At 26.7% G+C, this 24,839-nt stretch carries 23 protein-coding genes; 20 read left to right on the top strand and 3 right to left on the bottom strand.

What is annotated here, in order from left to right:
• The first annotated feature begins 294 nt into the window (after nucleotides 1-294).
• From NSA50_RS09065 to NSA50_RS09040, 6 genes are all read left to right on the top strand, one after another.
• Nucleotides 295-1,143: a ligand-binding sensor domain-containing protein gene (locus tag NSA50_RS09065; RefSeq protein ID WP_257444549.1), complete on the top strand. Its 849-nt coding sequence runs from the start codon at nucleotides 295-297 to the stop codon at nucleotides 1,141-1,143.
• A gap of 63 nt (nucleotides 1,144-1,206) precedes the next feature.
• Nucleotides 1,207-2,454 (top strand): ligand-binding sensor domain-containing protein, encoded by a 1,248-nt coding sequence (locus NSA50_RS09060; protein ID WP_257444547.1) that lies wholly within the window; start codon nucleotides 1,207-1,209, stop codon nucleotides 2,452-2,454.
• 28 nt (nucleotides 2,455-2,482) lie between these two features.
• Complete coding sequence (locus NSA50_RS09055; RefSeq protein WP_257444544.1) at nucleotides 2,483-2,812, top strand: triple tyrosine motif-containing protein; 330 nt, start codon at nucleotides 2,483-2,485, stop codon at nucleotides 2,810-2,812.
• A 23-nt stretch (nucleotides 2,813-2,835) separates the two neighbouring features.
• Nucleotides 2,836-3,057 carry a hypothetical protein gene (locus NSA50_RS09050; RefSeq protein ID WP_257444534.1) on the top strand — a complete coding sequence of 74 codons (222 nt, stop codon included), beginning with the start codon at nucleotides 2,836-2,838 and terminating at the stop codon, nucleotides 3,055-3,057.
• Nucleotides 3,020-3,439 (top strand): sensor histidine kinase, encoded by a 420-nt coding sequence (locus NSA50_RS09045; RefSeq protein ID WP_257444533.1) that lies wholly within the window; start codon nucleotides 3,020-3,022, stop codon nucleotides 3,437-3,439. Before NSA50_RS09050 ends, NSA50_RS09045 begins: the two co-directional genes overlap by 38 nt.
• A gap of 260 nt (nucleotides 3,440-3,699) precedes the next feature.
• Nucleotides 3,700-5,922, top strand: coding sequence for a bifunctional diguanylate cyclase/phosphodiesterase (locus NSA50_RS09040; protein WP_257444531.1), 2,223 nt, complete (start codon nucleotides 3,700-3,702; stop codon nucleotides 5,920-5,922).
• A gap of 115 nt (nucleotides 5,923-6,037) precedes the next feature.
• On the opposite strand, the gene NSA50_RS09035 is transcribed toward NSA50_RS09040, so the two are convergent.
• Nucleotides 6,038-6,589: a TetR/AcrR family transcriptional regulator gene (locus NSA50_RS09035; protein ID WP_257444529.1), complete on the bottom strand. Its 552-nt coding sequence runs from the start codon at nucleotides 6,587-6,589 to the stop codon at nucleotides 6,038-6,040.
• Nucleotides 6,590-6,804: 215 nt separating this feature from the next.
• Between NSA50_RS09035 and NSA50_RS09030 the strand changes: the two genes are divergently transcribed.
• The 9 genes from NSA50_RS09030 to NSA50_RS08990 all read left to right on the top strand — a co-directional run bounded on the left by NSA50_RS09030 (nucleotide 6,805) and on the right by NSA50_RS08990 (nucleotide 16,349).
• Nucleotides 6,805-7,506, top strand: a complete 702-nt coding sequence (locus NSA50_RS09030; RefSeq protein WP_257444527.1) for an ABC transporter ATP-binding protein — start codon at nucleotides 6,805-6,807, stop codon at nucleotides 7,504-7,506.
• 9 nt (nucleotides 7,507-7,515) lie between these two features.
• Nucleotides 7,516-10,923 (top strand): FtsX-like permease family protein, encoded by a 3,408-nt coding sequence (locus NSA50_RS09025; protein WP_257444525.1) that lies wholly within the window; start codon nucleotides 7,516-7,518, stop codon nucleotides 10,921-10,923.
• A gap of 237 nt (nucleotides 10,924-11,160) precedes the next feature.
• Complete coding sequence (locus NSA50_RS09020) at nucleotides 11,161-11,703, top strand: hypothetical protein (RefSeq protein ID WP_257444523.1); 543 nt, start codon at nucleotides 11,161-11,163, stop codon at nucleotides 11,701-11,703.
• A gap of 266 nt (nucleotides 11,704-11,969) precedes the next feature.
• A complete protein-coding gene (locus tag NSA50_RS09015; RefSeq protein WP_243241960.1) occupies nucleotides 11,970-12,560 on the top strand; it encodes an ECF transporter S component in 591 nt (196 codons plus the stop codon).
• A 151-nt stretch (nucleotides 12,561-12,711) separates the two neighbouring features.
• Nucleotides 12,712-13,254, top strand: a complete 543-nt coding sequence (locus NSA50_RS09010) for a UBA domain-containing protein (protein WP_195262920.1) — start codon at nucleotides 12,712-12,714, stop codon at nucleotides 13,252-13,254.
• A gap of 129 nt (nucleotides 13,255-13,383) precedes the next feature.
• Nucleotides 13,384-13,683: a hypothetical protein gene (locus NSA50_RS09005; RefSeq protein ID WP_207733748.1), complete on the top strand. Its 300-nt coding sequence runs from the start codon at nucleotides 13,384-13,386 to the stop codon at nucleotides 13,681-13,683.
• Between the two features lie 210 nt (nucleotides 13,684-13,893).
• Entirely contained in the window at nucleotides 13,894-14,433 is a 540-nt protein-coding gene (locus NSA50_RS09000) for a UBA domain-containing protein (protein WP_195262921.1), read from the top strand.
• A complete protein-coding gene (locus NSA50_RS08995; protein ID WP_195429833.1) occupies nucleotides 14,426-15,106 on the top strand; it encodes a response regulator transcription factor in 681 nt (226 codons plus the stop codon). The genes NSA50_RS09000 and NSA50_RS08995 overlap by 8 nt, the downstream gene beginning before the upstream one ends.
• A complete protein-coding gene (locus NSA50_RS08990) occupies nucleotides 15,099-16,349 on the top strand; it encodes a sensor histidine kinase (protein WP_195429832.1) in 1,251 nt (416 codons plus the stop codon). Before NSA50_RS08995 ends, NSA50_RS08990 begins: the two co-directional genes overlap by 8 nt.
• 126 nt (nucleotides 16,350-16,475) lie before the next feature.
• Here the strand turns inward: NSA50_RS08990 and NSA50_RS08985 are convergent, their stop codons facing one another.
• Nucleotides 16,476-17,315: a helix-turn-helix domain-containing protein gene (locus NSA50_RS08985; protein WP_195429829.1), complete on the bottom strand. Its 840-nt coding sequence runs from the start codon at nucleotides 17,313-17,315 to the stop codon at nucleotides 16,476-16,478.
• 143 nt (nucleotides 17,316-17,458) lie between these two features.
• Here NSA50_RS08985 and NSA50_RS08980 point away from each other — a divergent pair, with 143 nt between their 5' ends.
• The 3 genes from NSA50_RS08980 (at nucleotide 17,459) to NSA50_RS08970 (ending at nucleotide 20,718) form a co-directional block, all read left to right on the top strand.
• A complete protein-coding gene (locus NSA50_RS08980; protein WP_195262925.1) occupies nucleotides 17,459-18,520 on the top strand; it encodes an FtsZ/tubulin family protein in 1,062 nt (353 codons plus the stop codon).
• A gap of 549 nt (nucleotides 18,521-19,069) precedes the next feature.
• Complete coding sequence (locus NSA50_RS08975) at nucleotides 19,070-19,516, top strand: helix-turn-helix transcriptional regulator (protein WP_347707746.1); 447 nt, start codon at nucleotides 19,070-19,072, stop codon at nucleotides 19,514-19,516.
• Nucleotides 19,517-19,548: 32 nt separating this feature from the next.
• The gene (locus tag NSA50_RS08970) at nucleotides 19,549-20,718 is read left to right on the top strand and encodes a macrolide family glycosyltransferase (protein ID WP_195429827.1); all 1,170 of its coding nucleotides are present in this window, start codon (nucleotides 19,549-19,551) and stop codon (nucleotides 20,716-20,718) included.
• A gap of 106 nt (nucleotides 20,719-20,824) precedes the next feature.
• Here the strand turns inward: NSA50_RS08970 and NSA50_RS08965 are convergent, their stop codons facing one another.
• A complete protein-coding gene (locus NSA50_RS08965; protein WP_195429826.1) occupies nucleotides 20,825-21,580 on the bottom strand; it encodes a MurR/RpiR family transcriptional regulator in 756 nt (251 codons plus the stop codon).
• A gap of 185 nt (nucleotides 21,581-21,765) precedes the next feature.
• On the opposite strand from NSA50_RS08965, the gene NSA50_RS08960 reads away from it, so the two are divergent.
• Both NSA50_RS08960 and NSA50_RS08955 read left to right on the top strand, forming a co-directional pair.
• On the top strand, nucleotides 21,766-23,088 hold the full coding sequence (locus tag NSA50_RS08960; protein ID WP_111927970.1) for a 6-phospho-alpha-glucosidase: 1,323 nt from the start codon (nucleotides 21,766-21,768) through the stop codon (nucleotides 23,086-23,088).
• A gap of 164 nt (nucleotides 23,089-23,252) precedes the next feature.
• A complete protein-coding gene (locus NSA50_RS08955) occupies nucleotides 23,253-24,812 on the top strand; it encodes a PTS transporter subunit EIIC (RefSeq protein WP_257444518.1) in 1,560 nt (519 codons plus the stop codon).
• Nucleotides 24,813-24,839 lie beyond the last annotated feature (27 nt).

Raw genomic sequence — 24,839 nt, 5'->3', positions numbered from 1 at the left:
AAATCAGGAAAAAATAAATATGAAATTAAATTTATTAAAGATAAGGCTTTTATATCAGAATCGAAAGGGCTAGAATGTTTAGTTATGTAAGGAATAAAAATAAATAGAGATAACAATTAACACAAGGATAATAATGTCGAAAAAAATAACAAAATGTATTTTTGTGTTAATAATTGATGTAGTTGGATGAAATTATATAAGAAAAATGTTATTATTAGGTATATAATTGGTTATTTTATAATTGAAATTATATTAAAAATAAATGATGTTTCGGAAATGTGAGGTAATAATTTAATGAAGTTAACATTGTTAAAATGTAAATTGCTGATATTTATTTTAATAATAACTTTAATTAGTAACTTAATCAATATAAAAGTATCAGCAGAAATATTAATAAGAGAACAGTTTGAAAGTTTATCTATTGATGAAGGGCTTTCTAATGAGTATGTAACAACAATATTTCAGGATAGCAGGGGATATATGTGGATAGGCACAGTAGATGGTCTTAATAGGTATGATGGCGAATTTATAAAGATATATAACTGTAGTTATGAAGATGAAAATACTTTAAGTTCCACATATATAATGGGCATAGAAGAAGATAAATATGGGAATATGTGGATAGCTACAGACCATGGATTAGATTTCTTAATTAGGGACAAAGATACTATAGTAAGAATGAAGGATTTACCAGAAGATAAATATAATTTAGGTAAATTAAAGATTACATCGTTATTAAAAAGTAGCTATAATGACAATATTATGTGGGGTGGTACGGAATATGGATTAATGCAAATAAATCTTGAAAGTAATGATATTAAAGCATTCTATTATGATAAAAATAATGAAAAATCTTTAACTAACTCATCAATAACTTGTTTAGTAGAAGGAGAAGAGGGGGAGGTATGGGTTGGTACAAAATATGGAGTAAATATCATAGACGAAAATTTAAATATATTTGTTAACAAATATAAAATTCACTCGGATAAATTGTATATTTATAATATAGAGATTGATAATTTAGGAAGAGTATGGATTTCTATAAAAGATAGTACTATTATGTGTGATATAAAATCAGAAGAAATAGGAGTAATATGGGTAGTAGATTTTGATGGAATAAAGCAATATAATATTGAAGAATAAGAGATAAAGACCGTTTATAATTGCTCTATTGATATAGGAAAAATTAATAGCAACTATTTTGTTATGAATGATAGTAAGGATAATATATGGACGGCTAGCAATAATGGGATAGTAGTGTATTCACCTGAGAGAAATAATGTGGATATATTAAGAAAAAATGTAAGTGTATCTTCATCTCTTACAAGTAATGTTATAACATGCTTTTATGAAGATTTTAATGGAACAATATGGATTGGAACAGATAAAGGTGTGAATATATTAAATACTAATAATCAATTCAATTACATATTAGATCAAGTGAATTTAGGGGATAAAAGTATAGTATCTATACTTGAGAATAAGGGGAAAATATGGGTAGCAACTAAATATAATGGAATATATATATTTGAATATCCTACTGGTAAATTATTAAAGTCAATATATGAAATTAATGATGAGATAAGCTTAAAAGATAAATATATAAAGAGTTTATTTAAGATAAATGACAGGTATATTATTGTTACAACTAATAATGGAACAATATCATTTGATACAGAAAAGTTGTTAAGTAAACTACATCTGGTTGAAGACGGTTATGCTTCCGAGTTAAATTATGTATATAGTGATGGAGATATTGTTTGGGTTGCGTCCACATTTAATTTTTTTAGTTGTGATCTTAATACTGGAAAAAAAATATATCATAGTGATAATTTAATAAAATTTAATATAAATCCTGGACGCATAAACTATATATTGCCAGATTATAAAGATAAAGATATTCTTTGGTTAGGTGGAGTTGATACAGGCTTAATAAAGTATCATAAGAAAAATGGAGTTATAGAGCAATATTGCAATGATTGTTCCTATGGGAATTCCTTAATAGATAAATATATAAATTGTATGGCATTTGATAGGGAAGGAAAAATGTGGATAGGGACAAATATAGGACTTATCAAATTTGATATAGAAACAAATCAAATTACTCAATACACAACAGCTAATGGATTAACAAATAACTTTATAAATTCGATTTTATTTGATGATAACAATAGTGTTTGGATAAGCACAAATAAAGGGTTAAATAAGTTTGATATAGAAAAAGAAAGCTTTACTAAGTTAGATGGATTAAGCGGCTATCAATTTAATTTAAATTCAGGTATAAAGCTTGAAAGTGGATTTATGATTTTTGGAAGTACAAATGGCGTAGTATATTTTAATCCTAAGGATATAGTTTCTCCTAAGGGATCTAACAATAAAGTTGTAGTTGGTGATATGTATATTGGCAAAAATAAAGCTATTTATGATGGAAATGAATTAGTTTATAAAATATAAAAATAGAGATTTATATATTAATTATTTCTTGCCTAACTATGAAAGATTAAATCAAATAACTTATGAATATATGCTTAAAGGAGTTGATTCTGATTGGTCATATATAGAATCTACAAGTAATTTATATTTTAAATCCTTAGAACCCGGTAAATATACTTTGAAATTAAGAGCTAGAGATGGGCATGGGGAATTAACTGAAGAGGCAAGTATGAATATAAGAGTTAAAAAACCAATTTGGAAAAGTCCATTAGCTTATTTAATATACTTAATTTTAATAATATTAATAGCTTTTTATATATTAAATTATGTTAAAATACTAAAAAAATTAGTAGATCAAAAAATCGAGATAAATCATTAACACAAGAGAGATCTAATAAATATATGAATATTATAAATAAAAGCTGTGGCAATTTATTAAAAATAATAAATGATATTATAGATAGTTCAAAAATAGAGACAGGCCAGTATAAAATTAATAAAACAAATAATGATATAGTATATGTAGTTGAAGAAGCTGCACTTAATATGAGTAAGTTCATAGAAGACAAAGGGCTATCTCTTATAATTGACCCAGATATGGAAGAAAAAAATTATTTCTTTTGATGATACTGAAATAGAAAGATGTGTAATTAACTTATTAGGAAACGCAGTTAAGTTTACTCCAGAAGGTGGGAAAATCCGAGTATTTATTAAAGAGGTTGAAAATAATATTGAGATTACTATAGAGGATACAGGAATAGGAATATCAAAAGAAGATCAAGAGTTTATATTCCAAAGATTTTCACAAGTTGAGGGAACTGGTGTTACGAAGGCAAGTAGTAGTGGTATTGGACTTACCCTTGTTAAACATATAGCAGAACTTCATGGTGGTTATGTTAAACTTGAAAGGGAACCTAATAAAGGTAGTAGATTTACAATAGGACTACCAGATGTAGCAGAAAATATTACTTGTGATAATGAAGATTATCATGAAATGAAACTTTAAAAAAATATAAGTATCGTTATTAGATAGATAAGCTAGATGAGGTGAGAATTACTTCATCTAGCTTATTTTTTATAAAGATAAAGTTAATAAGATAATTAGGATGAATTCATTAATAACAAAAAAAAGTATACAAAAGTGTAAAAATGGTATTGATATAGGTTATAAAATGGTTGATAAATGAGTAGATATATTTTGAAAACTCTTTTTATAAAGAGAATTTAATCTTAAAAATAAGAATTTGGTATGGAGAGCAAAATTTTATGATAAGTGTAGCAAAGTTTAATAACAAATATAAAAAAGGATTATCTATATCAATATGTATAGTGTTTATTTTAATTTTAATTATAGGAGTATTTTTATTTAGATATCACAATAGACGTTTAAGTGATTTGATTGATAAAGAGGCTAGGGCAAAACTTAAAAATGTTTCTTCACAAAATGTTATAGCAATGCAGGCAGAAATTGAAGCAAAACAAAAAGTATTAGAATCTTTAGCGAAAAGTATAGAAGATATTAATAGTAATAAAATTTTGAATATAGTTGAGAATTTAAAAATTTATAGTAAATCTTATGGGTTTTACAATATGGGTATTATTAACAAAGGCGGTATTTGCTATACGACTTTAGGTGAAGTATTAGACTTAAGTAAATATGATTATTACAAAAATGGAATGAATGGGATTGCGGGCGTATCTAAAAGTTATTTTAGTGAAGATAAACAATTTATGTTAAATATATTTACATTTCCAATTTACAATGGAAATGATGTAGAGATGATATTAACAGCTACATATAAATCTGAAGATTTTTATAATATTTTAAATATCGATTCTTTTAATGGAGAAGGAAAAAGCGTTGTAGTTGATAAATTAGGAAATCTTGTTTCTAATCCTAATAAAATATATGATAGGGATTTCAATGTCTTTCATAAGTTAAAAGTAGAGGATTCAGAATTATATAAAGTAGTTCAAGAAAATGTTTCAAGAGAAGAAAGTGGATTTATTAGTTATAATTATGAGGAAGAAGATTATTTGATATATTATGAGCCTCTTAATATAAATGATTGGTATTTAATATCTTATGTACCTAATAGGCGTGTATATCAAAATGCGGATATAATATTTAGAGGTATTCATATAGAGAGTGCATTATTTTATATTACGTTTATTTTGGCTGCTGGAATATTTATTTTATCTTATAACAAATATCAAAAGAAGATTTCTTATCTTATCTTTATAGATGAATTGACAAAAGAAAGAAATTATCAATGTTTGAGATTGCATTTTGAAAATATGAAGCAGATTGATAGAAAAAATAAATCATTAGTGGTTTTTGATATAGATAAGTTTAATGTTATAAATATAATGCATGGAACTGATATAGGAGATGATGTTTTAAAATATATTGTTAGAATATTTAAGGAAGTGCTACCTAATGATGAGTTATATAAGGATAAGGCAGACGCGTTTATAGGAATTCTATATCATGATGACAAAGAAGAAATAATTAAAAAATTAAATATGCTTGATTATAGAATTAAAACGGATATTGAAAGAAATGAAGTAATACCTATAAAAATATCTATGGGTATATGTTCTTTAGATAACTCTGAGAGTCTGCATAGTGTATATAGTAACGCTCTTATGGCAAAAAGAGAGATAAAAGATAAAATGAATCAAAGTTATAAGTTTTTTGATGAGCAAAATAAAAGAACTATAATAGACAATAAAAGAATAGAATCTGAGTTTTCAGAAGCTTTGAAAAATGATGAATTTGAAGTTTGGTATCAGCCAAAATATGATATGAGAAATAAGAAAATCTGTGGAGCAGAAGCATTGATAAGATGGAGAAAAAAAGATGGTTCTTTAATATCTCCTGCTAAATTCATACCTGTGTTTGAAAATAATGGACAAATTATTCAACTAGATGAGGAAGTTATAAGAAAAGTATGCAAAGATATTAAGGAAATGAGTTATTTAGGATATCAAATTCATCCGATTTCTGTTAATTTATCAAGGATGCATCTTGAATATCAGGGAATTGTAGAAAGAATTGAAGCTTTGTTAGAAAAATATGATATAGATTCATCTAAAATTGCTTTTGAAATAACAGAAAGCGTATTTATTAATAATAATGATAAATTAAATAGTATTGTTGATGAATTGCATAAGTTGGGGTTTAAAGTAGAAATGGATGATTATGGTACAGGGATTTCTGCACTTAGTTCAATATCAAGATCAAGTTTTGATACTTTAAAACTTGATAAATCATTTATAGATAATATAGGAAATCCTAAGATGGATATTATTATAAAATCTACGATAGATATGGCAAAAAAATTAAATATGAAAATTATTGCGGAAGGAATTGAAACTCAAGAACAAGTTGAATTTTTGATAGCAAATAATTGTTTTGTTGCTCAAGGATATTATTTTTCTAAGCCTGTTCCTAAAAACGAATATATTTCGTTATTATCAAAATAAGTGTTTAGTTAATATTTAATTTCTAAATACCCTATAAAATACTCATATCAAATTGGTATGAGTATTTTATATTTTAATGCACTTATCTAAAATAAGATTATGTTTTTTATTAAAATTAAGGATGAAATGAAATAATATCATTTATAATTTTAGATATTTCTTTTGGGTGTTCCTTTAAATCATTTTCTAACCACGTTTGAATAACTGAAACAACTCCTCCTACAGTATATTTTATAAAATAATCTAAAAACGCAGCATCAATATTTGCACTTCCAACCAGCTTATCAATTTCAGATTTGCTTGTCACGTAAATAATACGATCCATAATGTTAGTCTCCATTTGTTTACTGAATAATATTTTGCATAAATCTTTATTCTCGTAAATCAATTCAAGGGCTTTGAGTAATAAAACTTCTTTGTAATCTTCTACAGGGGTTTCCTCAATATATATGGATATTTGATTAAATATCTCATCTTCTATTGATTTAAGTAAATCATAAGAATCTTTATAATGAGTGTAAAAAGTTCCCCTATTAATATCTGATTTTTTACAGATATCAGTAACTGTAATTTCATGAATTTTTTTATGTTGAAGTAAATCAATTAAACTTTCTTTTATTATTTTTTTAGTATATAAGGTTCTTCTGTTTCCTTTAATTCCTGCCATTTAACCCATCCTTTTATGTATTTATTTAAAAGTTTTAATTATATGTTAATAAATCAACAAAAACAATCAAAATGTATATTTAATAACATTAGAAAAATATGTGATTATTGTAATTAGAGTATATATTATTTATACTTAATTATAGCATTAACCAAACAAGGTGTCTATTTAATAACGTTGAGTATTTTGAGTAGATAAAGATAAGGGAGAGAGAGATGTCATATATAGAAATAAGAGACGAATATAAGAGATACAAAATTGGAGAAAACACTATTATTGCAAACAATGGAATTGATTTTTCAATAGAAAAAGGAGAGTTTGTTATTATTTTAGGACCAAGTGGTGCTGGGAAAACAACTGTATTAAATATTCTTGGAGGAATGGATACTTGTGATGAAGGTAAGGTAATTATTGATGATGTTGATATATCAAAGTTCAATAATAAACAGCTTACAAATTACAGAAGATATGATGTAGGGTTTGTATTTCAGTTTTATAATTTAGTTCAAAATTTAACTGCAAAGGAAAATGTGGAACTTGCTACACAAATTACAAAAAATGCTTTAGATGTTGATAAAACTCTTGAGTTAGTTGGACTTGGTCATAGAAAAGGTAATTTTCCATCTCAATTATCAGGAGGGGAACAGCAAAGAGTATCTATAGCAAGAGCCATAGCTAAAAATCCTAAATTACTTTTATGTGATGAGCCAACTGGTGCCCTTGACTATAAAACAGGAAAGCAGATTTTAAAGACTCTGCAAGATACATGTAAAAATACAGGAACAACAGTAATTGTTATAACACATAATTCAGCTCTTGCACCAATTGCAGATAGAGTTATAAAAATAAAAGATGCAAAGGTTAGAAGCATAGAAGTAAACGAAAATCCTGTTTCAGTTGATTCTATAGAGTGGTAGAGGATAAGGATGAAAAATATAGCATATAAAAAATCAATAACAAGAGAAATACTATCTTCAAAAGCAAGGTTTATTTCAATATTAGCAATAATATTTTTAGGCGTAGCTGTTTATTCTGGAATAAAATCAGCTGGTCCAGACTTAAAAGATTCTATAAATGAATTTTTTAATCAGCAAAAATTAATGGATAGTAAGATAGTATCTAGTATAGGTCTTAATGATAATGATTTAAAGTTACTTGAAAATAACGATAAAATTTTAGATTATTATGCAACACATAGCATAGATGTAAATTTAACTAATACAAATAATGTTGTTAGATTTATGGAGTATAATCCTAATGATTCTATTAATATGAATAATCCTATTGTTATAGAAGGTAAGTTACCTGAAAATAGTGGAGAAATAGCTTTAGATAAAAATGCTTTAAAGGAAAATGAAAATATAAAAATAGGCGATAATTATACAATAGAATCTGATATAAACTTAGATGAGTATTTTAGTAAGAAAACTTTTAAGATAGTTGGATTTGTTCAAAGTCCTATGTATATAGAAAATATATCTAGAGGGACAACTACTGTTGGAAAAGGAAGTATTGATTATTTTGCAATTTTAAATAGTAGTGATATATCAATGGATGTATATACTGAAATATATGTACGATTTAAAAATGTAGAAAGTCTTGGCTCATATAGTGATGAATATAAAGAAAAGATGGAAGAAAATAATAAGTATCTTGAAGATTTATATTCAAATAGAGCTATAGAAAGAGTTGAAGAAATAAAATCAGAAGCACAAAAAGAGTTTGATAAAGCTTATAAAGAAATAGAAGATGGTGAAATAAAGCTTGAAGATGCTCAAAAAGAAATAGATGATGGGAAGATTCAACTTATTGACGGGAAAAATCAATATAGAGAAGCTGTAGAAAAATATAATCAAGAAATTAAAGATGGTGAATTAAAACTAATTGAAGGTGAAAAGCAATTAGTTGATGGACAAAATGAATTAGATAAGCAAAAAGAACAATTTTCAAATGGAGAAATAAAGCTTCAGTCAGCTAAAGTTGAACTTGATAATGCAAAGCAGGAATTTTTAAATAAAGGAATTGATCCTACTAAAAGTACAAAAGAATATGAGAATCAAATAGAAGGATTAAATATGTTAATTAAAACATATGATGAACTTTCAAATAATATAAAAGAAACAACAAGCAATCTAAAAGATGGTGATAGAATTCCAAATGAGAAAATTCAATATTGGAAAAGAATTATATCTAACCAAGGCTTAGGATTAACTGCTTTAAATGATTTAGTAAATGCTTTAGAACAAAATCCAGAAAATATTTCTCTAGCACTTAATATTTCTAATGCTATAGAAGAAGCTAGTAAAACTGTAAGTGAAAATAAATCCAAATTAGATACTTTAGTGGCGGGAATAACTAAGTATCAGCAAGGAGTAACTGCTTATGAAGAGCAAGTTAAAGTATTTAATGAAGGTAAGATAAAACTTGAAGAAGCCGAAAAGCAATTAGATAAAGGACAAGAAGAAATTATAAAAGGAAAAGCAGATCTTGAAGAAGGGAAAACTCAAGGTCAGTTAGAGCTTGATAAGGCTAAGAAAGAGCTTGAGGATTCAGAACAAAAACTTCTTGATGGAGAAAAAGAAATTGCAGAAAATAGAGAAAAGCTAATAGATGGACGAAAAGAAATAGATAAGGAAAAGGAAAAACTAAATGATTTAGATGATAGCAAATATTATTTCTTTGATAGGGAGGATAATCCTGGTTATACAACTTATAAAGGTTCAATTGATAGCTTAGATAAGATAGCTTTAGTATTTCCTGTGTTTTTCTTCTTAGTTGCAGCACTTATATGCTTAACTACAATGACTAGAATGGTAGAAGAAAATAGAGTAGAAATAGGAACACTAAAAGCTTTAGGATATAGAGATTTAGAAATAGCTAAAAAGTTTGTAGTTTATGCAGCATTAGCTAGTATTATAGGAAGTATTCTTGGTATAGCAATTGGAAGTAGCATGCTTCCGTATATAGTTAGCCAAGCGTATTCAGCTTCATTTACTTTACCAAATGTAAATATATATTTTTATCCATCTTATATAATTCAATCTTTAGTAGCTTCAATAGTTTGTACAGTAGGAGCAGCTTTAATTGTATTAAAAGGAGAATTAATAGATAGTCCTTCTAACTTGATGAGAATAAAAGCTCCAAAGGTTGGTAAGAAGATATTATTAGAAAGAATTACACCATTATGGAAAAGATTAAACTTTAATCAAAAGGTTACTTTCAGGAATCTTTTTAGATATAAACAAAGGATGTTAATGACAATACTTGGTATATCAGGATGCATGGCTATGCTTGTTGCAGGATTAGCCCTTGAAAAATCTAATTCTTCAGTCATGGGTATTCAGTTTGGTAAATTAATTAAATATGATGCTATGGTAATATTTAATGACAAGAATATTGAAAAAGAAAATGAAGAATATAATGAGTCTTTAAATAACTTAAGAGGATATGAAAGTAGCTTAAACATTTATCAAGATTCAGTTACTTTTAGCAAAGAAGGTGTAAGCAAGCAAACTGCCACTATTTATGTACCAGAAAATACAGATGAATTAAATAAGTATATATTATTAAATGATAGGGAAAGTGGTATTGAGTACAAATTATCAAATAGTGGAGTAATTATAAATGAAAAACTAGCAAAAATTTTAGATGCATCTGTAGGTGATAATATAATTGTAACAGATTCAAAAAATAATGATTATGAAGTTAAGGTAGATAATATAGTAGAAAATTATGCTGGACACTATATGTATTTATCACCAGACTATTATAAAGAAGTATTTAATAGTGAGCTAATATATAATGCGCAATTATTAAATTTAAATTCAGAAAGAGAAGATGATGATAAAGTATCTACTACTCTTATGGATAATGATAAAGTAATAAATGTTACACTTGCCTCAAAGATGAAGAGTTTAAGTGAATCTGCTGATTTAGGATTAGTTATGATAGTAATAATAGTAGCTTCAGGAAGTTTAGCATTTGTTGTATTATATAACTTAATAAATATAAATGTATCTGAACGTATAAGAGAAATATCTACAATAAAGGTATTAGGTTTTTATGATAGTGAAGTAGCAATGTATATATTTAGAGAAAACATAATACTTACTATATTAGGAATACTTTTAGGTACAGTCCTTGGTAAAATACTATATGTATTCTTAGTAAGTACGGCAGAAATGGATAATATGATGATGATACCAACTGTAAATATAAGTGGCTATATAATTGCTGGATTAATTACAATGTTTTTTGCAATATTAGTTATGATAATGATGCATATAAAACTAAAAAAAGTAAATATGGTAGATGCATTAAAATCTATAGAGTAAAGGTCAAAGTAAAGGAAGTCGCGTTTCGCGACTTCCTTTATTTATGAATAGGTTAACTTACTATAGATGGATTATGATGGAGATTTTTAATTCTTTAGAGGATATTATTTGTGGTACTATTATACAGAAATAAAAAATTAGAAGAATATATAAATGAATTAATATTTTAGTAACATAATTATATATTTGTAATACACTATATTACAAAGCTTTTATATAATTTTGAGGTGATTCAAGATGTTAAATGATTATTGTTTTAATAATAAACTAGAATTCAAATCATTAATATTCAATGCTGGAACAATTAATGATGCTGAAGAAACTTCACCTGACACTGTACCTCTAGGAAGTGCTACTTCTAGTATTAGAATATTAGGATGGCTTCTTCCTCAAGGTGATACAAATGAGTATTCACTAACTTTTAGCGTTCCGAGGGATGCTATTAGGTCTTCAAGAACTAGGGTGTTTGTTCATTTATTAACCGATAATTCAAATACTTCAATTGGAAATAGGTTTGCAATAAGGTTGTCATCATTATTTACTAGAGTTAATGGAGTAGTAAATATAGCAAATTTAAGGACTATGAATAGAGTTAATATTCCAATACAAAACTCACCAGGAAATTTTCAATATAATCATTATGTATTAGAATTTGAATTAAATGATATTATTAGAGCAGAAGATTTTGCTCTTTTAAGTGTTGCACGTATTCCAAACAATAATGACTTTGCTGGTGCATTACTTCTAACAAGTATAGAGTTTAGATATTTAAGCAATTAAGTTAAAAAGTAAATTAAAAAGTAAATTAAAAATAAGTGGGGCTATTGAAAAATAGCCCTTGTTATTATATTTTCAATAATTACATAAAAATATTGGTTATCCTGTACATTATTATTTCAAAATTTATAATAAACCAAATAATAATATTTATTTATAATAAAAAAAATAAATATATAAGTGATTGCAGTATTGTATCGATAAAATTGATTTTAAGATTAGAAAGTGTAAAATTTATAGTAAGTTTTACCAGTAAAGGGGCGGTTGTTTTGAATAAACAAACAAGAATAAAAAAATTAAATCAAACAGCATTATTAGCAGCATTATGTTTTGTATCATTTACTTATTTACAAATTAAAATACCAATCCCGGGAGGAAATACAACTTCACTTCATATTGGGAATGCATTTTGTGTCTTAGCTGCATTATTACTTGGTGGATGGTATGGAGGACTAGCAGGAGCAATAGGGATGACTATTGCAGATTTGTTGGATCCTGTATATATAATGGTAGCACCAAAAACATTCATTTTAAAATTGTGTATTGGATTGATAACTGGATTAATTGCACATAGAATTGCAAAAATTAGTGAAAATAATGATAAAAAGTATATTTTTAAGTGGAGCATTATTGCATCTGTTGGTGGGTTGGTTTTTAATGTAGTAGCAGACCCTATAGTTGGATTTTTTTATAAACAATTTATATTGGGACAACCACAAGATGCAGCAGCTATTTTAGCTAAAATAAGTGCAGTTACTACATTGGTAAATGCAATAGTTTCTACAATAGTAGTAGTAATTATATATAATGTATTAAGACCTATATTAAATAAAGAAGGGTTATTAATGAAAATAGACTAAAGATAATATTATGTAGCTTTTCAATTAATTTTTAGTGATAATTATTTTAATTTTTTAATCTAATTTTAATCTTTCTTATATTTTAGATTAATCTTTCCAAAGTATTATATAACCATGATGAATGATTAATAAATACATGGAGGTAAATCAAATGGAAAGAAATGAAATGATTGAAATTATAATTGCAAAAGCTAAGATAACTCGTGAAGAGGCAATAGATGCTTTGGAAAAATGTAACTGGGATGTTGTAGATACTATTATATATCTAGAGAGAAATGGGAAAATAGAAAATAATGAAACTACTACAATAATTGAAGTTAAAGAAGAAGATCAAAAGCAAGAAAAAAATGAAAATAGTAAAAGGTATAAAGAAGGATATGGTGGAATTGGAGAAATCATAGGTAGAATATTTAAATTTATAGGTAAATTTATAAAAAAGGGGAATGAGAACTTTTTTGAAATAAAAAAAGATAATGAAAAGCCAATAAGAGTATCAATAACAGTATCAATACTTCTATTAGTATTTTTATTTGCACCAACTATAGTATTATTAGTAATTGGACTATTCTGTGGATATAAATATTCATTAGCTGGTGCTAATATTAATTATGATGGAGTAAATAGTGTTTTTGAAAAAGCATCAGAATCAGCAGATACTATTAAAAAGGACTTTAAAGAAGGCTATGAGAAATAATGAATGATAATTAGACTTAATGATATGTATTAACTTTCCGATTTTTATAATGACATCTTATAATTTCTGAATTGCCAATTAAATTATCATTAGCAATCAATATTTTTAGCACTAATACTATTTATATCATTGCCTAACATTGTTAGTGCAAGTACTACATCTAATTATTATAAGCCTATACCAACTATTTCAAAAACATATACAGAGGGTTTTCATAAATTTAATAATGCAACTGATGTTGATATAGGCGTAACACTACTTACTCAAGTTCCTACTAAAATTATGATTCTTGATGAAGATATGAATATTCAATTTATTAGCTCAATACCATATAACACTAGATTTTATCTCCGTAATATTGCACCAAAAAAAATAATAGCAATAATTGGTGATGGCGAAGTAGCACTATCATTTGAAAAAAGTAAATAGATTATACTATAAAATTATCTAAATACCGTATATTAAGAAATGAATATACGGTATTTTTTATTTCGAAATAATATCAAATTGGTTATGAGATTATTATTTGTAAAAGTATTGTGCAATTTATTAAAAAATTAATATACTTATCATAAGTAAAATAGTAAAATTTAAATAATATATGTTATTTTTATATGCCATAGATATGGAGGTTTATTTATGGATAAGCATAAGCTAGTAGAGAAATTAAGAAAAAAAACAAATATAAGTTATGAGGAAGCTAAAAAAGTTTTAGAAAATAGCAATTGGGATATATTAGATGCTTTATTGTACTTAGAGGAAAGTGGAAAAGTTGAAAAGCCTTCTGTTAGCATTTTTTATACTAATGAAACAAGATATACTGGAGAAATACAAGTTATTAGAAATAATGAAGAATATAAGTATAAAACTAACAGCAGTTTTCAAGGAATATTTGAAGCTATATGTAAGTTTATAGATACATGTAATAATATTTTCCTAGAGATAAAAAAGGCAAACAAGATATTTTTAAAGATTCCACTTACAGTAGTGATTTTACTTTCGTTTTTTATGTTTTGGATTATTATTCCTTTAATTATTGTTGGACTATTTTTTGATATAGAATTTTATGTTTATGCAAATAGTATCAATACAGATAAAGTTAATAAGATACTAAATGAGATTTCAAAATATGTAAAAGATATAAAAGAGAAGTTTAAAAAGGGTGTTAAGAATGACTAAGATTTTAATAGTTGAAGATGAAGAAAAGCTAGCAAGGTTTATTGAACTTGAGTTAAAACATGAAGGATATGAAGTAGTAAAAGCTAATAATGGAAGAACAGGTCTTGAAATTGCAGAAAAAGGTGAGATGGATTTAATCCTACTTGATATAATGCTTCCAGAAATCAATGGTCTTGAAGTATTAAGAAGGCTTAGAAGAATTTCAGATATTCCAGTTATAATGCTTACTGCAAGAGATGCGGTTATGGATAAAGTTTCAGGCCTTGATGCAGGTGCAGATGATTATATAACTAAGCCATTTGCAATTGAAGAATTGCTTGCAAGAATAAGAACAGCGCTTAAAAAGAGAATAGTTACAGTAAAAAAGGATGAAGACATATTAAGATGTGGGTTATTATCATTAGACAAAATGAAGTATAAGGTAATTTATGATAGTACAGAAATAGAGCTTACAAATAGAGAATTTACTTTGTTGCAAATATTAATGGAAAACAAGAATATAGTACTAACTAGAAATACACTTATGGAAAAGGTATGTGGATATGATTATATTGGAGAAACAAATGTTATAGATGTTTATATAAGATATTTAAGAACAAAAATAGATGATATGTTTAAAGTAAAAATAATAACTACAGTTCGTGGTGTGGGGTACGTAATTAAGGATGAGTAAAAAGATTAAAAACAAAAATGTTACATCTATTGCAATAAAGTTAAATTCCATTTTTATAAGAGATTTATTTTTTAAGTTTATTTTAATTGATATATTTATAATTATTATATTTATTGGTATTTGGTGTGTTGAAAGTGAATTAAGTTTTTATGGTGAATTTATAAAAAATGCTCAAAGGTCTTTTAACTTTTATCCTATAGAAACAGCAACTTATAAAGTTGTCTTTGATGATGGAAAGGTCATGATTAAAGAAGCTAGTACTTTTTTAAATCTTGTTATAAGAGCTATTAGTGTTATTGGAATCATAGAATTTATTATGCTATTAAATGAAATAATATTTGGTACTTCAAAAAATAGAAAAGTTTTAAAACCACTTAATGAAATAGCAGAAACTGCAAGTAGACTTAGTGATATGGCTTTTGATGAAGAAAAATTTCATAGTCTTGAAGATGCTATATCTAAGATTAGTCCAATTGCATCTGATGAAAGAATTCATATTGGAGATAGTGAACTTCAGGGGTTAGAGGAAGCAATTAATAACTTATTAGATAGAATGAGAGAATCTTATAGACAACAAGCAAGGTTTGTTTCAGATGCTTCACATGAGCTTAGAACTCCTATTTCTGTAATTCAAGGATATGCAAATATGCTAGATCGTTGGGGAAAAGATGATGAAGAAGTATTAGAAGAATCTATTGTAGCTATAAAAAGTGAATCAGAAAATATGAAAAACTTAGTAGAGCAGTTGTTATTTCTAGCTAGAGGTATTAATGGTAAAACTCAACTTAAACTTAGAGGATTTTCACTTAATGATATGATGAAAGAAGTATTAGAAGAATCTCAAATGATAGATAAATATCACACATACACATATATAGATTCAGAAGATATAAAAGTTTATGGTGATATATCCTTACTTAAACAAACAGCTAGAATATTAATAGAAAATGCAGCAAAATACACGGATAAACGTGAAGAGATAATATTAAAATGTGGCAAAAATGATAATAATGAACCTTATTTTTCAATTCAAGATAATGGAATAGGAATGGATGAAAATGACGTAGTTCATATATTTGAACGCTTTTTTAGAGCAGATACTGCAAGGGTTAGAAAAAATGGTGGCACAGGGCTTGGACTCTCTATTGCTAAATGGATTATTGATAGTCACAATGGATATTTTAGCGTCTTGAGTAGGAAAGAAATAGGTACGAGAATAACTGTTTTTCTTCCAGAAAGATAAGAAATGTACTTAAATAGTAAACTATGTACAATATTGATAGATGTAAATTTGAAAAAGTACAATATTAAATGTAAGCTCTACGACAAATGTTGTAGAGCTATAATTTTCATTGAGATAAAAATGTAACTAATTAACTTTTAATGCTTGAAATAGTCTAGCAAAAAATCCTTTATTTGCATCTTCCTCCATTTCAACTTCACATTTAGTATAATAAGCATCTTCCATAACTCTTTTAAAGGATTTAACTTCATTTATTAAACGGTCATTATTATTTGAAGATAGCTTAGTAAAATCATCAAAATTATTTTTGAAATCAATTATTAACTCTTCATTTTTATTATCAATTTTAGTTGATATAAACTCTTTAGCATCATTAATTATATTATTATGTATATCATTATTAACTTCATTGATTTTATCTAATTTAACAGTTAGGTATTCTGTAATTTCCTTAGATAAATCATTTTTAAGTTCATTAAGTTTTTTATTTTGAGATTCAATAATCATTGAACTAATGTTATTAAGATATAGGGAGTTTACATTTTGTAAATCGTTAATTAATTGGTCTTTAAAAATATTTAGTTGAATTTGTTGATTTTCTTTAATTAAATCAATTAATTCTTCAACAGATAATAAGTTTCCTTCACTATATTGAAGCTCACTATCATTTAAAGGTAATTTGTTATAATATTCATATATTTCTTTTATTGACATGCCTCTATTTTTTAGTTTTATTAAAAGTTCTAGTTTATCTATATCATTATCTTTATAGCGTAATTCTTTATCTAGTATTTCGATTTTTAGTATATCGTCAAATATGTTAGTGTAGTATTTTATATTATCTATACTTTCATTTAATAAGTCAGATACTTGATCTATAGAATAATATAATATTTCTCCTCTTTTTTTATTTAGGATTTTAGAATTGATTTTTTGATTACTTATGTATTTTTCTTTATTATCCATAATAATTTATTCACCCCATTATATTTTCGAACGAACAATAGGATAGCTTAAGTAATAATTATAATTTGATTAAAAAATAAATATAAGGTTATTTTACTTTTTACCGATAATAAATCTATATAGTATGATAGAGGAGAGTTATTATGGAAAAAGACAAAATGTTATTAGTTTCATTAGGGCAAGGTGCTGGAAATATAGTAGATGGACTATTAAGTAAAAATCCAAGATATAATGGATTATTTATAAATAGCAGCTTATTTGATATTAAGCCATTAAGAAATGCAGATATAACAAAAAATGTATATGTTTATCCTGGAGAAGATGGTTCAGGAAGAGATAGAAATAAATCTAAGGAAATGATTAAAGACAACGTCAATTCATTAGCAGCGTTATTAAGTAAATATCCGTTAACAGAAGCCATAGTAGTATTTACAACTATGGCGGGAGGGACAGGCTCTGGTGCAATAAAAACATTCATACAAATAGCGAAAAAAGTACTAAAAAATGCAAAGATTAATGTAGTAGCTATTTTACCTAGCTTAAAGGAAGATGAGCTAGCATTTAAAAATACTATAGAATGTTGGAATGACATAAATAGTGTAATGAATTTAATAAATGACGTTAAATTTGTAGATAATAATAGAAGGAATACATATAAAGAAATAAATAATGAAGTAATTGAAAGTTTAGATCTAGCCTATAATATAATAGGTATTCATGCTGATGGTTGCATTGATAATAAAGATTCTCTAAGAATAAATACTGCAGAGGGATCAGGGCTTATTTTAAAGTTATATGATGGATTAAAGGATGTTAAAACAGCTGTTGATTTAGCTATAAAAAATAGTGTGTTTGTTCAACCAGATATATATGATTGTGATTACTTGGGAATTAATTTAAAAATTGATGGATACGATCCATATGAATTATCTAAGCTATTTGAAGTTTATAGAAGTACATATATAACATATAATGATAAAAATAATATAGTAGTTCTTGGAGGATGCGAAACTCCTACCGAATCAATAAATTTAATAAAGATGGCATTAGATGATAAAAATAAGAGAAAATCAGCACGAAATAGAAAAAGAAGCGTTATTATTGATGTTAATACAGATGATGAAGACAATATTAACATTGAGGAAATGGTTGTAGCTACTAAAAGTGATTTAAATAGTTTATTGGATGAAAACTATAATTTTTAGTTATATAATACATAAAAATACATATAAATAATGTAGTTTCCTTGTTATAAGGAAATTTATAAAAAAGTGACAGCAAATCTACTATAATCTTAGATTTGTTGTCACTTTTAATATTATCATAAAAATTTAAAAGAATTAAATCAAAAGTTTTTAATTTTTATCTTGTAAATTATATACTATGGTATAGAATTTACTTTACTTGATTATTTCCCTTATCCTTGTTATTGTTGTCTCTATTTTTCCCAAAGTTACTTTTATTATTCTTATTTTTGTTATATTGAGAACTACCCATATATATCACCACCTTACTTTAATATTTATTATTTGCGAAAAAGTTTTTGATATTCTATAAAAGCAAGTGTAAATTAAAGCAAATTAGTAATATATAGCTTATTTGTTTGTAGTAGCAATGCAAGGTAGTTTAGAGAAAAATTTTTGTATAATTATTTATTAATTTTTGTATAATTAATTAAAAATAATGCTATGAATATATACTTTGATGTTAAGATTGGTTGATAGAAATTAAGGGTAAAGTTAAATATAATAAGTATGAAAGGTATGATAAATATGATTTGCGAAAATTTAAAAAGATTAAGAAAAATATATCAATATACTCAAGAGCAATTAGCAGAAAAGATAAATGTTTCAAGGCAATCTATTGCAAAATGGGAAAGTGGTGAATCTGCACCTGACATAGCTAGTTGTATTGAACTTGCAAAATTATATAATGTAACAATAGATAATTTAGTTAGCCATTCAGAAGAAGAGACAGGCATTGTAATACCACCAAAAGGAAAATACTTTTTTGGAGCTGTTACAGTTGGTGAACGTGGACAAATTGTTATTCCTAAAGATGCAAGAGAAGTTTTTAATATTAATTCAGGAGATAAGTTATTAATATTAGGAGATGAAGATAGAGGTCTTGCTATTGTACATCAGAGAGACTTAATAAACTTCATAGGGGAAATAGGAATTCCAAGAAAAAATGATGATTAATAGTAAAATAAATTGATAAGGGATGGGTTAATATGAGTAAGATAATATTTTTTTGTATTCCTGCAAGTGGACATACAAATCCTACAATTGAAGTAGTAAGAGAATTAGTAAGTAGAGGCAATGAAGTATGGTATTATTCATTTAATGAATTTAAAGATAAAATTCAAGATGCAGGTGCAAATTTTATAAGTTGTGATGATTATCTTCCAGAATTAAGACCAGAAGATGAGAAAAAAATAGGTAAGGATTTCCCTGCTTTAATAGAAATGGTAGTGGATACGACTATATCTCTAGATAAAAAAGTATCTGCTGAATTAGAAAGTATTAAGCCTGACTGTATTGTATCAGATTCTTTATGCTTTTGGGGGAAATTATTTGCTAAAAAATTGAACATTCCTTATATATGCTCAACAACAACTTTTGCATTTAATAAATATACAGCAAAAATGATGAAGCAAGGGCCTAATGAAATTATACGTATGATTTTGGGCATGGGAAGAATTAATAAAAAATTAGAACTATTAAGAAGTCATGGATATTATGTTAAGGACTTTGTTTCTATGATTCAAAATGATAATGAAACAAATACTATTGTATATACTTCAAAAGAATTTCAACCAATGGTAGATACATTTTCTTCTAAGTATTATTTTGTTGGGCCATCAGTTGCAAATCTTGAAGTTAAACAAGGAGAAAGAATACGCAAAAAAATATACATTTCACTTGGAACTGTAAATAATAAAAATATTAAATTTTATCAAAATTGTATTAAGGCATTTAAAGATTGTGATATAGATGTTGTTATGTCTATTGGAAAGGGTACTTCAATTTCAGAATTAGGTACTATACCAGATAATTTTGAAGTTAGAAATAGTGTAGAACAAATTAAAGTACTTCAGGATATAGAGGTATTTATTACTCATTGTGGAATGAACAGTGTTAATGAAAGTTTATATTATGGAGTTCCTATGGTTATGTATCCTAGGCAATCAGAACAAGGAATGGTATGCAGAAGAGTTGCTGATTTAGATGCTGGAATAGTTTTAAAGCGTAATAGTCCTAAATGTATTAAGGAAGCAGTGTTAGAGGTTTTTAGTAACCATAAATATAAAGAAAATGCAGAAAAATTAGGGAAGAGTTTTAGCAGTGCAGGAGGATATAAAAAAGCCGCAGAAGCTATATTAAAAATTATAGAGAATTAATAGTTAATAGAATATGGAGATATCTCAAAAAAATAGTTTTGAGATATCTCCTAAATTTATAACCAAGCGCTGCTATTAAAGAAATCTTTAATATTTTTATATTACTTTAATAGATATATTTTTCAAGGTATCTAAAAAATATATATTCTGAAATTATTAAAGCTTGAGTACGAGAAACTATATTATAATTCTCGTGAACAAAAGATGTTGAAGTAACATAAAGAGATTTATCAGCAAGTTTTGATTGAGAATTATTGCTTAAATCGGTAAGCGATATTATTTTAGCACCTCTAGTTTTGGCTATATTTAATGCCTTTAATACTTGTATAGTTTCTCCTGACATAGAGACTGCAAATATAAGATCATTAGATGTTAAAGATGCAGCAGCTATGTACATCATACTACTATCATCATAGTTAAATGCTGTTTTTCCTATGGTTCTAAATTTTTTTGCCACCTCAGAGCAAACTATTCTAGATGAGCCTTCTCCAAAAAATTCTATTCTATTTGCATTATGTAAAAGATATAAGATTTCTTCTAAAATATCTTCATTAATAAGTTCAATAGATTTATTTATATCTTTAAAAAGGTTAGGTGAATTTTCATTAAAGTGATTGTTAAAAGTTTCTTCGGTGTTTTTTATATTTAATACAAAAGATGCTTTAAATTCTGCAAAACCTGAAAAACCTAATTTTTTGCAGAAGCGAACTATAGAAGCTGGAGATGTATAGGTATTTTCAGCTAAATCATTAATTTTAATTGATTTAATATCATTAGCATTTTTCATGCAAAAATTTAAAATGTCTAATTCATTTTTATTTAGTTTATCCGTATTTGTACTTATCATTTTGTAGAAATCCATTGTTTGTCCCCTTTTAAGTTAGTGATAGTCTTATAGTGAAAATTATTTCATCAAATGAAAATTTTTTAACTTTTGAATAAAATTGATAAAGGCTTCAAGAGCCTTTAAAAACATTTTCATACCTAATATAATTATACCTGTAGCCGGTACTACAAACAATAATTTAATCTAAGGAGTTGGTAGAGATGAAGAAATTTAATGTGACACTAGTTGGTGGAGGAAGTACTTGGACACCAGGTTTATTACAAACACTATGCAAATTAAAGGAAAGATTTCCGTTAAATAAATTAGTTTTATTTGATATAAATGAAGAAAGACAAGCTGTTATAGGAGAATTTGCTAAAGTATTATTTAAAGAAGAGTATCCTGAATTAGATTTTAAATATACAACTAAGGTTGAAGAAGCATACAATGAGGTTGATTTTGTATTTATGCAAATGAGAACTGGTGGATATGAAATGAGAGAAAAGGATGAAAAGATACCACTAAGCATGGGACTAATTGGACAAGAAACTTGTGGTGCAGGTGGATTTGCTTACGGGTTAAGATCAATTAGAGATATGATTAATACAGTTAACGATATCAGATCTTATTCAAAAGATGCATGGATATTAAATTATACTAATCCAGCAGCAATAGTAGCTGAAGCAATTAGAAGAGAATTTCCAGAAGATAAGAGAATACTTAATATCTGTGATCAACCTGTAAACCTTTTAAGATCTTATGGAAGAATATTAGGTAGAGACTCAAAGGATTTTGAACCAGTTTATTTTGGATTGAATCACTTTGGATGGTTTACTAACCTTTATGATTCAGAAGGTAATGACTTAGTACCAGAATTGAAGAGTTTGATAAAAGAAAGAGGGTTCTTACCAGTTGATGCCGAACAAAGAGATCAATCTTGGTTAGATACCTATGGCATGGTTAAGAACATGTGTGAAGATTTTAGCGATTATCTTCCAAATACTTATCTTCAATATTACTTATATCCAGATTACAAGGTAAAAAAATTAAATCCAGAATATACAAGAGCAAATGAAGTTATGGATGGTAGAGAAAAAAGAGTATTTGAAGAATGCCAAAAAGTAATTGAGCATGGAACTATGGAAGGATGCGAGATGGTCCATAATGATGCACATAGTGAATTTATGATTCAAGTTGCAGAATCTATAGCATATAATCAAGGAAAAATCTTTATTGTAATAGTAGAGAATAATGGAGCAATATCAAATATTCAAGATGATGCAATGGTAGAAGTCGCTGCAGTATTAACAGCTAACGGACCAAGACCACTTAGAGTAGGTAAGATAGGAACTTTCTATAAAGGTTTAATGGAAGCACAACTAGCTTATGAAAAATTAGCTGTAGATGCTTATTTTGAAGGATCTTATGCAAAGGCACTTCAAGCATTAACTTTAAATAGAACAATTGTAGACGCATATAAAGCAAGAAAAGTTTTAGACAAATTGATTGAAGCAAATAGGGAATACTGGCCAGAATTTAAGTAATGATTAAATAAATTAAAAATATTAAAAGAGGATATAAGTTAATAGATTAACTAAATAATACAATGGCAAACTTGACCTGATTGAGGTATATGTGGAATAGAAAGAAAAATAGCAATATCTTAGTCAGGTCATATAAATATTATAAAGAGGGAGAGATATAATTTATGAAAGATTCAAAGTATTTTGCAGCTTTTCAACAATTAGGAAAGGTTCTTATGACACCAGTTATGTTATTACCAATAGCAGGTATTTTACTTGGGATTGGAGCAGCATTTACAAGTACAAATTTAGTAAGTACATTTCCAGTTCTTGCAAACGATTACTTAAAGCTAATCTTTAATTTGTGTAAATCAGCAGGAAATTCAGTGTTTAACTTCTTACCAATAATATTTGCTGTTTCTATAGCAATTGGATATGCAAAAAAAGAAAAGGGGATAGCGGCATTAGCTTCAGTGATAGCGTTTGTAACTATGCATAATGTTATGAGTACATTATTAATACATTTAGGAAAGCTTGATCCAAGTAACTTAGCTACAGGTCAATCATTAGTTTTAGGAATACCTTCATTGGATGTCGGAGTATTTGGTGGAATTATAGTAGGTTTTATGGTAGCTTTTCTACATAATAAATTTTATAATATTGCTTTACCACCAGTATTAGGAATTTTTAGTGGAACAAAATTTGTACCAATGATTTCAATATTATGCTCAGTAATTTTAGGTTTTATAATGGCGGGAATTTGGCCAGCAATTCAAGGGGGATTAACTTCATTAAGCAATTTAATTAATTCTACAGGTGCATTTGGAACGGTTATTTACGGTTTATCAGAACGTGCACTTTTACCTTTTGGATTACACCACTTTGTTTATTTACCATTTTTCTTTACTAATTTAGGTGGATCAGCAATAATTGATGGAAATATAGTAGAGGGGGCAGTTAACATATACCAAGCTCAATTGGCTTCTCCTTCAGCCATGTTTGATATTGATGTAACAAGATTTATAATGAATGGTAAAATAATTGTAGCTGCATTTGGTTTAACAGGTGGGGCTTTGGCAATGTATAAAACTGCAAAGTCAGAAAAGAAAAATATAGTTAGGGGATTAATAATTGCTGCAGCAATACCAGCGTTCTTTACAGGCATTACAGAGCCAATTGAATATTCATTCTTATTTGTAGCACCAATGTTATTTGTTGTTCATTCACTTTATTCAGGACTTGCATATTTCTTAACTTATATCTTACAAGTAAACGTTCCAGGAACATCAGCATTTGGGGGACCGTTCTTAAGTACGATATTTAATGGTATAATGCAAGCTGATAAAGGGTCAAACTGGATTTGGATACCTATTTTGGGTATTATTTTCTTCTTTCTATACTACTTTACATTTAAATTTATGATATTAAAGTTTAATTATAAAACTCCAGGAAGAGAAGATGATGTAATAAATGAGACATCAGAAAATAATAATTTATCTAAAGCAGATATACTATATGATATTATAGAGGGACTAGGTGGACAAGATAATATACTGCACGTGGATGCATGCTTCACAAGATTAAGAGTAAAGGTTAAAAATAAAGAAATTGTAGGTGATGCAAATCTTTGGAAAAAGCTTGGAGCTAATGGGGTTGTTCAAGTAAGTGATGGTGTACAAGTTATCTATGGTTCTAAAGCGGATGTATACAAAACTCAAATCAGAGAAGTATTAGGGGTTGAATAAATAGATTAAAAGTTAATTAGTAAATAC

The organism is Clostridium mucosae, assembly GCF_024622765.1.
Taxonomy (GTDB): Bacteria; Bacillota; Clostridia; order Clostridiales; family Clostridiaceae; genus Clostridium.
This window is presented reverse-complemented; position numbering and strand designations above follow the sequence as displayed.

What these genes read in the sequence shown, in the direction of transcription:
- NSA50_RS08990 (WP_195429832.1), top strand. Translation starts at nt 15,099, where the DNA reads ATGAGTAAAAAGATTAAAAACAAAAATGTTACATCTATTGCAATAAAG.
- NSA50_RS09025 (WP_257444525.1), top strand. Translation starts at nt 7,516, where the DNA reads ATGAAAAATATAGCATATAAAAAATCAATAACAAGAGAAATACTATCT.
- NSA50_RS08995 (WP_195429833.1), top strand. Translation starts at nt 14,426, where the DNA reads ATGACTAAGATTTTAATAGTTGAAGATGAAGAAAAGCTAGCAAGGTTT.
- NSA50_RS08960 (WP_111927970.1), top strand. Translation starts at nt 21,766, where the DNA reads ATGAAGAAATTTAATGTGACACTAGTTGGTGGAGGAAGTACTTGGACA.
- NSA50_RS09000 (WP_195262921.1), top strand. Translation starts at nt 13,894, where the DNA reads ATGGATAAGCATAAGCTAGTAGAGAAATTAAGAAAAAAAACAAATATA.
- NSA50_RS09030 (WP_257444527.1), top strand. Translation starts at nt 6,805, where the DNA reads ATGTCATATATAGAAATAAGAGACGAATATAAGAGATACAAAATTGGA.
- NSA50_RS08970 (WP_195429827.1), top strand. Translation starts at nt 19,549, where the DNA reads ATGAGTAAGATAATATTTTTTTGTATTCCTGCAAGTGGACATACAAAT.
- NSA50_RS09050 (WP_257444534.1), top strand. Translation starts at nt 2,836, where the DNA reads ATGAATATTATAAATAAAAGCTGTGGCAATTTATTAAAAATAATAAAT.
- NSA50_RS08955 (WP_257444518.1), top strand. Translation starts at nt 23,253, where the DNA reads ATGAAAGATTCAAAGTATTTTGCAGCTTTTCAACAATTAGGAAAGGTT.
- NSA50_RS08980 (WP_195262925.1), top strand. Translation starts at nt 17,459, where the DNA reads ATGGAAAAAGACAAAATGTTATTAGTTTCATTAGGGCAAGGTGCTGGA.
- NSA50_RS09040 (WP_257444531.1), top strand. Translation starts at nt 3,700, where the DNA reads ATGATAAGTGTAGCAAAGTTTAATAACAAATATAAAAAAGGATTATCT.
- NSA50_RS08965 (WP_195429826.1), bottom strand. Translation starts at nt 21,580, where the DNA reads ATGGATTTCTACAAAATGATAAGTACAAATACGGATAAACTAAATAAA.
- NSA50_RS09020 (WP_257444523.1), top strand. Translation starts at nt 11,161, where the DNA reads ATGTTAAATGATTATTGTTTTAATAATAAACTAGAATTCAAATCATTA.
- NSA50_RS08985 (WP_195429829.1), bottom strand. Translation starts at nt 17,315, where the DNA reads ATGGATAATAAAGAAAAATACATAAGTAATCAAAAAATCAATTCTAAA.
- NSA50_RS09035 (WP_257444529.1), bottom strand. Translation starts at nt 6,589, where the DNA reads ATGGCAGGAATTAAAGGAAACAGAAGAACCTTATATACTAAAAAAATA.
- NSA50_RS09065 (WP_257444549.1), top strand. Translation starts at nt 295, where the DNA reads ATGAAGTTAACATTGTTAAAATGTAAATTGCTGATATTTATTTTAATA.
- NSA50_RS09060 (WP_257444547.1), top strand. Translation starts at nt 1,207, where the DNA reads ATGAATGATAGTAAGGATAATATATGGACGGCTAGCAATAATGGGATA.
- NSA50_RS09010 (WP_195262920.1), top strand. Translation starts at nt 12,712, where the DNA reads ATGGAAAGAAATGAAATGATTGAAATTATAATTGCAAAAGCTAAGATA.
- NSA50_RS08975 (WP_347707746.1), top strand. Translation starts at nt 19,070, where the DNA reads ATGAAAGGTATGATAAATATGATTTGCGAAAATTTAAAAAGATTAAGA.